Source organism: Alkalihalobacterium elongatum (assembly GCF_019024285.1).
Lineage (GTDB): Bacteria > Bacillota > Bacilli > Bacillales > Bacillaceae_F > Alkalihalobacterium > Alkalihalobacterium elongatum.
Genome location: NZ_WMKZ01000014.1, coordinates 72,443 through 84,914, shown reverse-complemented (window position 1 = coordinate 84,914; position 12,472 = coordinate 72,443). Strand labels below are relative to the sequence as shown.

The following is a 12,472-nucleotide window of genomic DNA, read 5'->3' as shown; positions in this document are numbered from 1 at the left end:
CAAAAAGGGAGGAGAAATAAAAATGTCAACTAGCTTTCGCCAACAAGAGGATCTCCTACAATTGAGTAGTACGCTAAGTAAGATGCTAAAACAAAAGTTTGGGAAAGGTCCTGAGTCTTGTTTTGTAACGAACCATTCTGATGGGTTAACCGTTTATATTAGAAACTTTATTACTCCTGCAGAGGAGGTATTAATAGAGTCTAATCAAATGAATTTGGCCTATAATTTTCGCCACGCTGTAATAGAAAGGGTTTTTAAGGAATTTTCGAAAGAGGTTGTAACAACATTAGGCTTAACACTTACTCATTATTATAATGACTGGGACTATCACAATAATACAGGAATTATGCTGTTAAAGGATGTTAGTAGAGAAGGTTTTCCAGAAATGGCAAGTTACTCGAGATTGAAAAGTAAACTGCTAGAAAAGATCAGTTATATTAGCGCGGAGTTACATAAAGTACCAAGTGACATCAGGGTCATAAAGTTAAATCAAAATATGTATGCAGTCGAATGTCAAGAAACGTTGCTTCATATTGAAAAAGTATTATATAAAAAAAATTGTATGGAAATATTACAAGAACGTTCTAGAGAAATCAAACAAAGTTATATAAATAAAAGAGCTTTGTTTACTGAAGTATTTGGACGGGGAGTCGAAGCCGTCTTTATGACCTGGGATTATGAAAATAATTGTAATTATATATTCTTTTATTTACAGCCATAAATTTTTTTATAAAATATATTAGGAAGGAGAGACTGTTTAGCTCTTCTTTTTTAATGTTTTTAATTTATTTTATCCATTGATTTATACATACAAAATTTGATCTAATAGTTTGGTAGAAATGTTTTAGAATTTTACGCTAATCATAAGCCAAAATAGCGAGAAGGAATCAATTCTTCTTGCTATTTTGGCTTTTTTTGTTTGATCTATAGGAGGGTCAAGAAGTATGCAAAATCTAAAAGAAACGATCAGTCCTATGAGTGATTATTTCTATGCAGTAAATCTGACAGTAAAGCTAAAAAATATTTTAGAGGTTAAAGAACTAATTGAAGAAATCGATAACCTATTAATGAATAAAGGTATTCAGTATCTAGTGTTAACAGAAACGTATAAAATGACCTTTCAATCCCTCATGGAGATGGTTGAAACTAGTTATACTCTAATAAAAGAAGAGTCAAATGAAGGTGCTTATAGGGAGTTGTTTCTGAATTCGGTACTCTCGATCACTGAACGACTTTGTGATTTGGTGGATCAGTTAATGGCAGCTGAGTTTCAGTTAAAGCAATTAACTATATCTAACATTTCCAAAATTGTGATCAGCAACAGAGTCAAGTATTTAATCTAAATTATTAAGAAGATCTTAGCCTAAAAGGGAACCAGGAGAAATAAGTATTCACTTAGCTCTCTGGGTTTCCTTGTTTGTTTATCAAAGCTCTTTTCTAGGGTTGTTGATTTATATATTAATAAATCGTACATACTAACATTTGATTTAAAAAGCATGAGGAGGTTTTTCGGTGGAAGAGTTAATAGAAAAACCTTCAAAAGGATATTAGTGGATACGTAGGTAAGATGTTTCGTGATATTTTTGGGAAGGGCCACAATCTGTTTATACATCAGTTGGTTACACATTTATCACCATCTATTTAAGAAATTTTCTTACGCCATCTGACTAGTATTATTAGAACAAGATCAACTCATGACCATTCAGCAAATGAGAGGTAAGCTAATGCAAACAATGATTCCCAGTTAAACACATACATAGAGCTAACAACAGGAAAAAATGTGAGAGAGACTTATTATGATTGGAGTTTTCACAATAAGTCAGCGATGATTACTTGTATAAGTTCTGAACCTTTCACACCGAAGGAGACTATAAATGAAGCGTATCCAGAAAAAGAATAAATAAACAAAGAAGTCATTGATATTAGCGATCAGGCCGAAAAAGCTCCAGAAGAAATCTATTCCTGTCAACTAAATGAGCGGACGGTCTTAATTATACGTAATGGTATTTTGGTTCGAATTGAAAAAGAATTGATTCGTTTAGGATATGGTGATTTATTAAAAAGGGTAAAGCGAAACTTAGAAAAGAGGTGACAACTATTGGAGCAAGAAACTCTCAACTCAATTAGCAGCTATTTAAGTAAGTTGTTAAGAAAGAATTTTGGAAAAGGACCACAATCCTGTCAATCTACAGTAAGTGGTAGTATTTTTACTACGTACATTAGAGGCTTTATATCACCTATGGAAGAGATATTGATGGAACGAGGCCATAACGAACAGGTTGATATGGCTAGAAATGTTATTATTAACCATGTGGTAGATCAGTTAAAGGGTGTTGTAGAAATTTCACTTTCATGTGAAATTTTACAATGGTACCATGATTGGAACTTCCCAAATAATTCAGGTCTCATCTTTTTTTTATTAGATAGAGAAGTAAGTAATCCAGTGAATGTTCCTTATGCGACTGACTTGAAAAAGTTAGAGGACGAAGTGGCAAGAATTAGTGCATTGGTGCAAAAAGTACCTGACAAAATACACATCTATCCTGTATCTGAAACTGCAATTATCGTTGAACGAAAGGGCATATTAATTCCCATTGAAAAAGCTCTAATAGCCAAAGGCTTTGAAGAAGAACTTGTAATGACGAAGGATGATTTAGAAAAAAGTTATTTTCACAATTATGGGAAGTTCAATGAAATATTTAAGAGGGAAGTTAAAGAGATTTTTATTGACTGGAACTTTAAAGAAGATAAATCATTAATGGGTTTTATCCTAGAGGGATAAGCCATACAAATAAAAATCTACTTTTCTCTACATGTTTGTATCTACACAAGGGTTTAGCTTAACAAAAATGCCATACCCTTGTTTATTTTTTAAAAAGGGCTATTTGAAGGGACAATAATTCATAAAACTGGTGTTTTTTGGCCCTTGTAGCAGCCTTTTAGTAATAGCGCCAATACGCATTTAAGTTTATAATTATATAGTGAATACCATTTTAATATCGATAATAAATCAATAAGCCGAACTCAGATGGAGAACGGTTTTTCTTTTTTACTATATGTTCTGGTAAAGTGTTTGGGAGTTTAGGAGGAAGGACATGCTTAATAATTATTTAAATAAAGTTATTCAAGGGGATTGTCTTGAAGTCATGCAAGGTATTCCTAATAAGTCAGTAGACATGATCTTATGTGATTTGCCCTACGGTACTACTCAAAATAAATGGGATTCCGTTATTCCACTTGATTTATTATGGAAAGAGTACAAGCGAATTTTAAAAGATAATGGTGTGGTTGTCCTAACGTCACAAGGAATTTTTACAGCCAATCTAATGCTAAGTAATCCAAGCTGGTTTAAATATAAATTAGTGTGGGAGAAGTCAAAAGCAACGAATTTTTTAAATGCAAAGAAGCAACCGTTACGAAAACATGAAGATATTTGTGTTTTCTATAAAAAACAACCTGTCTATCATCCACAGATGCGAGATGGAGATCCTTATGATAAGGGAATTAGAAAAAACCAATTGACGGGAAGTTATGGTGATTTCAAGCCAGTACATGTCGTAAGTGATGGAAAGCGCTACCCGACGGATGTCATCTATTTCAAGACAGCTGAATCGGAAGGAAAGGTGTACCATGCTACCCAAAAGCCAGTAGAGCTAGGTAGATATCTCATTCGTACGTATACGAATGAAGGTGCTGTTATCCTAGATAACGCTTGCGGTAGCGGTAGCTTTTTAGTTTCCGCAATCCTTGAAAATAGAAATTTCATTGGGATCGAAAAAAACGAAGATGTTGAGCTATATAAAAATGAAAAAATAGACTTAATTGAAGTTTGTAATCAACGAGTAGGAGAAGCTTTTGAAAAAGTAAAAAGGGAGAACATTACTTATGAAAAAAGTGGGAGCAACGCGTGATAATGAACGAAGCTGGGCTATTGATCTCATATCAAAAATAAATTCAAGTCCAATAGTATCTCAAAGAGATAGTATGATACAACATGCAGGAGGAGAGATGGGTCTATCGACAGGTAGCGGATCTCTCTTTCCTGATGTTCTTTTATTCGGTGATAAAGGGAAGACGAGAATACTCCAAGGGTGGGAATTAAAATACCCTGATACCCCCATCGACGATAGAGAGTTATTTTTAAATGCTATAAAAAAGGCAGAATTGCTAGGGGTCAATAGTTTTTTACTTTGGAATGTTTCCATCGCAAAACTATATGTTAAAAGTGATAAAAGCGAACAATATGACTTATTGAAAGAATGGGACGATCTTAAGCATATTACGAAACGTTCTGAAGTTGCTCACCATACGGCTGAAATTAATCAGTTACTTAAAAACATCCTAAAGGAATTAGAGTACTATTTTCGTAACGATACGTTACGTACGGAAAAAATACTAAATTCTATTGTAAATGAACCAATGCTTTCTTTGGCTTTTAGTAATATAGAGGATTGTGCACAATCATTAAGGGCAGCTTCCACAAAAGAGAGTGAGTTCTATGACGAGGTTTTACTTTGGTGGGAAGCAGAAGGGTTGAGCTACGGAAAGAAAGCTAATCAGTGGATTGAGTTATCAAGATTGGCGATTACTTCACTAATGAACAAGTTCATTTTTGCTAATATTCTAAAGAAGTATAATTCGCATGCTAGATTGATCGAACAAATAGACGACACAAGTACCATTGAAGAGTGTTTAGAAGTCCTAAGAGTTATTTCTGAAAAATGCGACTTCTACAATATATTTGAGGAAAAACCAGGAGAACGGCATATTGATTCTGCTACTTTTAAAGTATTAACCCACTTTAACGACTATATCATGAAGTTAGATTTTAATACTTACAGTGATAAATTATTAGAGGAACTTTTAAGTGTTGTAGTAACAAGAAGTAAGCGTAAAGTGGCTGGTCAGTTTTCAACACCAAAAGAATTGGCGATGATCTTGACTGCTTTAACAATGACGGATAAATCTGCTAGAATATCTGATCCATGTTGTGGAACAGGCACGATTGTAAAAGCTGCCTATGACTTAAAGACTCTTGCTGGGATTAGTGGTAAAGAAGCAATCGAACAAATTTGGGCTGGAGATAAATTTAGGTATCCTCTTCAGTTTGCAATGCTTGCTTTATCTTCTCCAGAAAACTTAGGAGTGCAACTTAATGTATATAAGGAAGATGTATTTAACCTTAAAGAAAATCAAAAGGTTGCTCTACATAGTCCCATCAGTAAAGAAATGTATGAAGTTGAATTAGGTAAGTTTGATGTAATCGTTTCAAATTTACCATTTGTCCAACAAGAAACTTTGTCAGAGTTAAATTTAGAAGCGAGAATTTTTATTGAAGATCTAAATGAAACTTTTAATGGTAGAAGCGACTTATATGCCTATATCGCTATTAAAATAGATGAACTTCTTACTGAAAAAGGAACAGCTGGATTAATTGTTTCTAACTCTTGGCTCGGAACTGAGTTTGGTGACAAATTTTTTAATGAACTAAAGAAAAGATATCATGTGAAGTATATCGTTACATCAGGTAAGGGAAGATGGTTTCAAAATGCAGATGTGGTCACAAACATTATTGTACTTGAAAAAGGGAACACATCACCTGACAAAAAAGTTAACTTTGTCACTTTAAAAGGTAATCTCCGTGAAATAGTTGGTGACGGGGAAAAGGATCAACAATACGAGAAAGTTTCTACCCTCATAGCTAAAATCCGTAGGCAGCGACCTTCAGATGAGTATGTATGTAACAGTTATTCTTATGAGCAAATAGATAATTTTGATCAACTTGGCGTTATTAAAAATGCTCTATTTGCCGATTGTAACTGGCTTTTCGATTTTAAAGACCGATTAGTACCACTGACGGATTATTTTCATGTAAAACGAGGAGAACGTAGAGGTTGGAACCCATTATTTTATCCAAAAGAACATAATATAGAGTCGGATTATATTGTACCCGTTATGAAAAAACTAGATAGCTCTTCTTATATTATGAATCTTGATGCCTCAATCGAAGGATTTAGCTGTAGTAAAACGATGGAGGAACTTGAAGCATTAAATCACAAGGGAGCTTTGAGTTGGATACGAAGCTTTGAAGCAGTCAAAAATGGTAAAGGTCAATTGCTGAAAAAAAGTTTAGCTAAGAAAAATGTACATTGGTATGAAATGTCAATAAAAAGTAGTTTCGATATAGGATTATTAATTAACCCTGATGAAAGATTATTCTTTTCGAAGGCCGAGCAACCCGTATTTTTTGATCAACGGTTGACGGGTCTTGTTAGGAAAGATCCAAAGAATGATTTGAATTTATTAGCAGCTTTATTAAATAGTATTGTTGGAATTTACTTCATTGAGGCAATAGGTTTTGGAAGAGGTCTTGGGGTTCTAGATTTAAATAAAAATAAAGTGGAAGACAGATTCAAAATGTTAGATCCACAATTCATTAGTGCTAAAAATAAATCCACTATATTAGATAGGTATAGAAGACTAGAGGAAAGACAGGTCTTACCATTACTTGAAGAACTTCAGCAAGACGATCGTCAAGAGTTTGATATGGCTGTCTTAAAAGCCTTTGGTTTAGAAGCGCATTACGAAAAGATTAAAAACTCACTCATTCAAATGTTTGCCACTCGTAAGTCAGTTAGGTAATTGTAATTTAATTAATACGAGGAAAAGCTCCGATGCATGGAGCTTTTTTCTATATGATGTTAAAGCGTACTAGTGCTATTGCTATTTATCGTCGTTTATAATGGGGGTTGGGAATGATATATTGCCCGAGCAATAATAATATTGCCATAACAAGAGAAAATAACATAAGGAATAACTAGTGAACGATTTATAGACTAAATGAGTGCATTTTCTTTTAGGGCGTTGAAAAAGACAGCGGTTAATAGAACAGATATAATGAAATAAAACAGTATGAAATAAAACAAATTAGGAGCTTGGAGATAATGTATCAAAACTTAGAAGAATGTATTCTTGATCTAGAGAAGCATGGTCACTTAATTCGTATATGTGAAGAGGTAGATCCCAATTTGGAAATGGCGGCAATTCACTTAAAGGTGTATGAAGCAGGCGGTCCAGCGTTATTATTTGAAAATGTAAAAGGTTCAAAGTTTCGTGCAGTTTCGAATTTATTTGGTACGGTTGAAAGAAGTAAATTTATTTTTCGTAAAACATGGGATGCTACACAAAATGTAGTTGCTTTGAGGAACGACCCCGTTCAAGCGCTTAAAAATCCATTTAATCATGTTCGTACAGGAGTAGCAGCCTCCAAGGCGTTACCGATGAAAAAGTCATCTAGTTTACCTGTTAGTTTTCAAGAGATTGATATTTCAGATCTTCCGCTAATTAAACATTGGCCAGATGATGGTGGAGCTTTTGTTACGTTACCTCAAGTGTATAGTGAAGACCCTGAAAAGCCAGGTATTATGAATGCCAATTTAGGAATGTACCGCGTTCAACTTAGCGGTAATGACTATGAGCTTAATAAAGAAATCGGTCTACACTATCAAATTCATCGAGGAATTGGTGTTCATCAAGAAAAAGCGAGTAGAAAAGGGGAGCCTTTAAAAGTAAGTATTTTTATTGGAGGTCCTCCTGCACATACACTTTCAGCAGTTATGCCTTTACCAGAAGGGTTAAGTGAAATGACATTTGCTGGTATGCTTTCTGGGCGCCGGTTCCGTTATAGCTATATCGATGGCTATTGTATTAGTAATGATGCTGATTTTGTTATTACAGGTGAAATACATCCTGGTGAAACAAAGCCAGAAGGACCTTTCGGGGATCATTTAGGGTATTATAGTTTAACGCATGATTTTCCATTAATGAAGATTCATAAAGTATATGCTAGGCAAAATGCAATTTGGCCATTTACAGTTGTCGGTCGCCCACCACAGGAGGATACATCGTTCGGGGCTTTGATTCATGAGTTAACAGGAGATGCTATCCAATCGGAAATTCCAGGTGTCAAAGAGGTTCATGCCGTAGATGCAGCTGGGGTACATCCATTGCTTTTTGCTATTGGTAGTGAGCGTTACACTCCATATCAGCAAGTCAAACAGCCCGCCGAACTTCTGACGATTGCCAATCGAATTTTAGGGACAGGTCAATTAAGTTTAGCTAAGTATTTATTTATTACAGCTGAAGACGGGCAACCGCTCGATACACATAAAGAAGAAGAGTTTTTAACATATATTTTAGAAAGACTTGACCTTCATCGGGATATTCATTTCCAAACGAATACGACAATTGATACTTTAGATTATTCAGGAACAGGATTGAATACAGGAAGTAAAGTTGTTATAGCGGCGTTCGGAGATAAGTTGAGGGAGTTGTGTAAAGACGTTCCTAATCAGCTTAAAGACCTCAATGGTTTTAATCAACCCCGTCTTGTTATGCCAGGTGTCGTAGCGATTGAAGGGCCCGAGTTTTCAACGTATGAAAAAGCAGAAGAGGAATTACAAGCGTTTAGTAATGACATTGAGAAGAAGGGCTCAATGCCGTCGTGTCCAATGATTATACTATGTGATGACAGTGAGTTTATTAGTGAGTCGATAAATAATTTCTTATGGGTAACTTTTACTCGCAGCAATCCTTCACATGATATATATGGGGTCAATGGCTCTTATGAATTTAAGCATTGGGGCTGTGATAATATGATTATTGATGTTCGGACAAAGCCGCATCATGCACCACCACTTAGTCCTGATCCAACAGTTGAGAAAAACATCGAGCGCTTTTTCAAGGAAGGTGCTAGTTTAGCTACTGTAAAAATCGATGAATAAACGATAACGCAAGGATAAAAGCTATAGTAGTTTTTATTCTTGCGTTTTTTATAAGGGGGAAGTGTAAATGGATGAGCTGACTCAAAAAAGCTCCACTAACCCTAGTGGAAATTGGGTAATGAGACAAACATGGAGTTCTCTTTTATTTGCTCATTATAAAGTACCAAAGTCGTTGATACGTTCAGTTATACCTACATGCTTTGAAGTCGAAACGTTTGAAGAAGAAGCGTGGATAAGCGTGGTACCGTTTTTTATGAGTGGTATTCGAGCTCGTGGCTTACCTGAATTACCTTTTACCCCGTCATTTCCAGAGCTAAATGTAAGGACCTATATTACATTTAACGGTAGGCCTGGTGTGTATTTTTTTAGCTTAGATGCAAGTAGTAAAGTGGCTGTTTCCTTAGCCAATTTAACGTATAATCTCCCATATATGAATGCGAATATGAGCTGTGTAAGCAAAGAAAGAGAAATAGAGTTTACTAGTGAAAGAACGGATAATCGAGCAAATAAAGGTGTGTTTTCAGCTAAATACTTTCCAGTCAGTGATGTTTATTTTGCCAAGCCAGGAACGTTAGAGCATTGGCTAACAGAACGTTATTCATTATTTGTCACGAAAGGTATGGGAATATACGAAGGCAGAATTAATCATAAGCCATGGCCGTTACAAAGGGCAGAGGTACAGTTTGGTGTTAATACAGTGGCACAAAGTGTAGGAATTCCTATAGAGGATCCACCAGACCTCCTTCAATACTCGAACAAATTAAAAGTCGTCGTATGGCCACCCAAAAAAGTAGGATTATTTTTTTAGTTTTAGGTCTACTAAGAGGGCTACTTTTGAAAAAAACGAAAACACCCTTATTTCTCTTTTGGAAACAGGGTGTTTTATGATTGAACTTTTAGTGTAAACACGAATTCACGGAAACTTGTGTAAAGAATTTCTTTTTGATTAAATAACACGGATTTTTTCTTTAGCCTTTGTTGATTCTCTACAAAATGTTTTTAATTGGTATGATATCGAAGGCTTTGGACTTTTTGGTTCCATTTCTTGTGCTTTTGTATATTCAAGAAAATCGATATACTCTTCTGTCGTCAATCCCGCTTCTAGTGCTTCATCAACAACATCATTCCAAACAGGATCAAAGGCTTCTTTTGCGCATTCTTTTAAAAGGTTATCAACTGAAATGCCTAAAATTGGAGAAACTTTTTCAAAAAACTGTAAAGAAGGATTCAAGTAAATCTTCTCTTCGATTGAACTAAGATACGACTTGTCAACACCAGCACGCTTGGCAAGTTCTGCGAGGGTTAAGCCTTTTCTTACACGATATTTTTTAATGGTTTCGCCAATCATACAAATCCACCTTTTTACTCAGTATTTTTCATTTATCTATACGGAAGACCAATCCTTTTTAAGGGGGTCATCGAGGAAAAAATAAAAAATTTTAAATCGTTTTACTTATTCGAACTTAAATACAAAGGCCTAGTCGCTCTTTAGGCAATTACCTATTTTGTTTGAATAAAAGACGTGAGGAAAAATAAATGACAGAAGGGGAAGGTATGAAGGTAATAGAACTATGTAACGATGAAAAAAGGGGTGCAGATCTTATTCATAAGTATTGGCCGTATAGAAAGTAGTCACGTTGTAAAAAACGTATATACAATTATTTTGCAGATACAGATAAAGTTACTGTCTAGAAAGCTGCCATTTATTTTCTGGCAGCTTCCTTCTACTTTTAGTTATTCACCGTACGGGTGTGAATACGGTGGCTTCCATTCTACGATGTTACTCCCATTTACACCATAAATCTTACCTGAAGCCTCTATAGATCGGTTTATTAGTAGGCTGATGATAAAGCTAGCTACGTCATCAGGTGTACCTATTTTCCAATAATCAGGTAAATCCTGTCCAGCTTCTTCGGCTTTTCGTTTCGCTTTTTCAATGTATGGTTTTGTCATATTGGTTAACGCCGCTGGAGCTACTGCATTTACTTGAATTCCATCTCTTTTTAACTCTTTTGCTAGTGTCCATGTCATCCCATTTATTGCTGCTTTTGCTGCGCTATAATTGACTTGTCCAATCGTCCCTTCTAGTCCGGCAGTGGAGGTCATATTGATAATGTGGCCGTTTGTCCGTGTTTTTTTGAGTTCCTGAATGAAAGGTCTTGTACAATAAAATGAGCCTTTTACATGAACATCTATGACATTTGAAAATTCATCATCTGTCATTTTATAAGACATTTGATCATGGATAATTCCTGCGTTATTGATTAAAATTGATACTTTTCCAAATTCCTTTAATGCAAGATTTACTAGCTCTTGGCCAGTTTCAGGATGCTCAACAGGCTTAGACAATCCAACAGCACGACCGCCAGCTGCTTTAATCTTTGTTACAGCTTCAGCCACTGCAGTAGAATTTCGCCCATTAATAATGACGGCTGCACCATTAGCTGCAAGCTGTTGAGCTGTACTATAACCAATTCCTGTTGTCGACCCTGTAATGATTGCAACTTGATCACTTAAATTCATTTCACGCTGCCTCCTAAGCTTTAGTGGATTAATTCGAAGAGAGTGGCTAGACCTAAACCACCACCAATTCCTAATGTGGCTAATCCGCGTTTCAAATTTTGTCTTTTCATTTCTGTCACCAATCTGGTGACAAGAATTGCTCCTGATGCACCGTATGGATGACCAATGGCTAATGCACCACCATTTCGGTTCACTTTTTCTAAAGGAATTTCTAATGCACGCAAACTTGCTAAAACCTGTGAAGCAAAGGCTTCGTTAAATTCAACAATATCTATGTCTTGAACCGCTAGCTGTTGTCTTTGTAGTAGTTTTGTTACAGCTGGGACTGGGCCAATCCCGAGGTAATTAGGGTCGACACCAGCGCTTACTGCATCAATAAACCGCAAAGTAGGCTGTAACCCTAGCTCTCTACACTTATCGTGTGACATGATTAGCACGACCGCTGCACCGTCATTAATTGGACATGCATTTCCTGCAGTGACTGTGCCATTTTCTTTAAATACGGGGGGAAGAGTACTAAGCTTTTCGAGCGTTGTCGTTTTTCGCGGGCACTCATCAGCTGTCATCCCATTGATGGGTACTATTTCTTCACGGAATAGACCAGATTCAGTTGCCTGCACAGCCTTTCGGTGACTGTTGTAAGCATATTCATCTTGCATTTGTCTTGAGATGTGGTGAGCTTCAGCCACATTTTCAGCAGCCAATCCCATATCTGGGTCACCGACTTCGTCTGGAGAAAAGCGAGCTCTCGTAAAAAGTTCAGGACCTTTTGGATGATAGAGACTAGAAGGCTTTGCAATCTTCCACGGCGCTAGGCTTGTACTTTCTACACCACCTGCAAAATAGATGTCACCAGCTCCAGCTTGAACTAATCGTGCAGCTAGATTAATAGCTTCTAAACCAGAACCACATTGCCTATCGACAGTTACTCCAGGCACGGTAACTGGTAATCCTGCGGTTAGCGACGATAGGCGAGCGATGTTTCCACCAGGTCCTACAGCGTTACCAAGGATTACTTCATCAATTGACGCCTTATCGAGATCTAATTCCTTGATGATATGTTGTATGAGGGGAGCAACTAGTTGCTCTGGTGGAAGATCCTTGAACATTCCACCAACTTTTCCGACAGCTGTACGTTTGGCAGTTACAATGACGGCTTCTTTCAT

At 36.2% G+C, this 12,472-nt stretch carries 10 protein-coding genes; 7 read left to right on the top strand and 3 right to left on the bottom strand.

Annotation, left to right across the window (positions count from 1 at the left end):
• The first annotated feature begins 22 nt into the window (after positions 1–22).
• The 7 genes from GKP30_RS14475 (at position 23) to GKP30_RS14445 (ending at position 9,591) form a co-directional block, all read left to right on the top strand.
• Positions 23–721, top strand: a complete 699-nt coding sequence (locus tag GKP30_RS14475) for a Na-translocating system protein MpsC family protein (RefSeq protein ID WP_216830158.1) — start codon at positions 23–25, stop codon at positions 719–721.
• Between the two features lie 223 nt (positions 722–944).
• Positions 945–1,343 carry a hypothetical protein gene (locus tag GKP30_RS14470; protein WP_216830157.1) on the top strand — a complete coding sequence of 133 codons (399 nt, stop codon included), beginning with the start codon at positions 945–947 and terminating at the stop codon, positions 1,341–1,343.
• A gap of 755 nt (positions 1,344–2,098) precedes the next feature.
• Complete coding sequence (locus GKP30_RS14465; RefSeq protein WP_236035102.1) at positions 2,099–2,782, top strand: Na-translocating system protein MpsC family protein; 684 nt, start codon at positions 2,099–2,101, stop codon at positions 2,780–2,782.
• A gap of 313 nt (positions 2,783–3,095) precedes the next feature.
• Positions 3,096–3,911, top strand: a complete 816-nt coding sequence (locus GKP30_RS14460; RefSeq protein ID WP_216830156.1) for a DNA-methyltransferase — start codon at positions 3,096–3,098, stop codon at positions 3,909–3,911.
• Positions 3,886–6,642, top strand: a complete 2,757-nt coding sequence (locus GKP30_RS14455) for an N-6 DNA methylase (RefSeq protein ID WP_216830155.1) — start codon at positions 3,886–3,888, stop codon at positions 6,640–6,642. The genes GKP30_RS14460 and GKP30_RS14455 overlap by 26 nt, the downstream gene beginning before the upstream one ends.
• Before the next feature lie 302 nt (positions 6,643–6,944).
• Entirely contained in the window at positions 6,945–8,783 is a 1,839-nt protein-coding gene (locus GKP30_RS14450; protein ID WP_216830154.1) for a UbiD family decarboxylase, read from the top strand.
• 67 nt (positions 8,784–8,850) lie between these two features.
• Positions 8,851–9,591: a YqjF family protein gene (locus tag GKP30_RS14445; RefSeq protein ID WP_216830153.1), complete on the top strand. Its 741-nt coding sequence runs from the start codon at positions 8,851–8,853 to the stop codon at positions 9,589–9,591.
• 138 nt (positions 9,592–9,729) lie between these two features.
• Here GKP30_RS14445 and GKP30_RS14440 read toward each other — a convergent pair whose 3' ends face one another.
• The 3 genes from GKP30_RS14440 to GKP30_RS14430 form a co-directional block, all read right to left on the bottom strand.
• Positions 9,730–10,131 (bottom strand): helix-turn-helix domain-containing protein, encoded by a 402-nt coding sequence (locus GKP30_RS14440; protein WP_216830152.1) that lies wholly within the window; start codon positions 10,129–10,131, stop codon positions 9,730–9,732.
• A 386-nt stretch (positions 10,132–10,517) separates the two neighbouring features.
• On the bottom strand, positions 10,518–11,306 hold the full coding sequence (locus tag GKP30_RS14435; protein WP_216830151.1) for an SDR family NAD(P)-dependent oxidoreductase: 789 nt from the start codon (positions 11,304–11,306) through the stop codon (positions 10,518–10,520).
• A gap of 20 nt (positions 11,307–11,326) precedes the next feature.
• Positions 11,327–12,472, bottom strand: a complete 1,146-nt coding sequence (locus tag GKP30_RS14430) for a thiolase family protein (RefSeq protein WP_216830150.1) — start codon at positions 12,470–12,472, stop codon at positions 11,327–11,329.

Excerpts from the sequence above, each read along its gene's own strand:
- GKP30_RS14445 (WP_216830153.1), top strand. The coding sequence starts at position 8,851 with ATGGATGAGCTGACTCAAAAAAGCTCCACTAACCCTAGTGGAAATTGG.
- GKP30_RS14440 (WP_216830152.1), bottom strand. The coding sequence starts at position 10,131 with ATGATTGGCGAAACCATTAAAAAATATCGTGTAAGAAAAGGCTTAACC.
- GKP30_RS14475 (WP_216830158.1), top strand. The coding sequence starts at position 23 with ATGTCAACTAGCTTTCGCCAACAAGAGGATCTCCTACAATTGAGTAGT.
- GKP30_RS14460 (WP_216830156.1), top strand. The coding sequence starts at position 3,096 with ATGCTTAATAATTATTTAAATAAAGTTATTCAAGGGGATTGTCTTGAA.
- GKP30_RS14450 (WP_216830154.1), top strand. The coding sequence starts at position 6,945 with ATGTATCAAAACTTAGAAGAATGTATTCTTGATCTAGAGAAGCATGGT.
- GKP30_RS14435 (WP_216830151.1), bottom strand. The coding sequence starts at position 11,306 with ATGAATTTAAGTGATCAAGTTGCAATCATTACAGGGTCGACAACAGGA.
- GKP30_RS14455 (WP_216830155.1), top strand. The coding sequence starts at position 3,886 with ATGAAAAAAGTGGGAGCAACGCGTGATAATGAACGAAGCTGGGCTATT.
- GKP30_RS14470 (WP_216830157.1), top strand. The coding sequence starts at position 945 with ATGCAAAATCTAAAAGAAACGATCAGTCCTATGAGTGATTATTTCTAT.
- GKP30_RS14430 (WP_216830150.1), bottom strand. The coding sequence starts at position 12,472 with ATGAAAGAAGCCGTCATTGTAACTGCCAAACGTACAGCTGTCGGAAAA.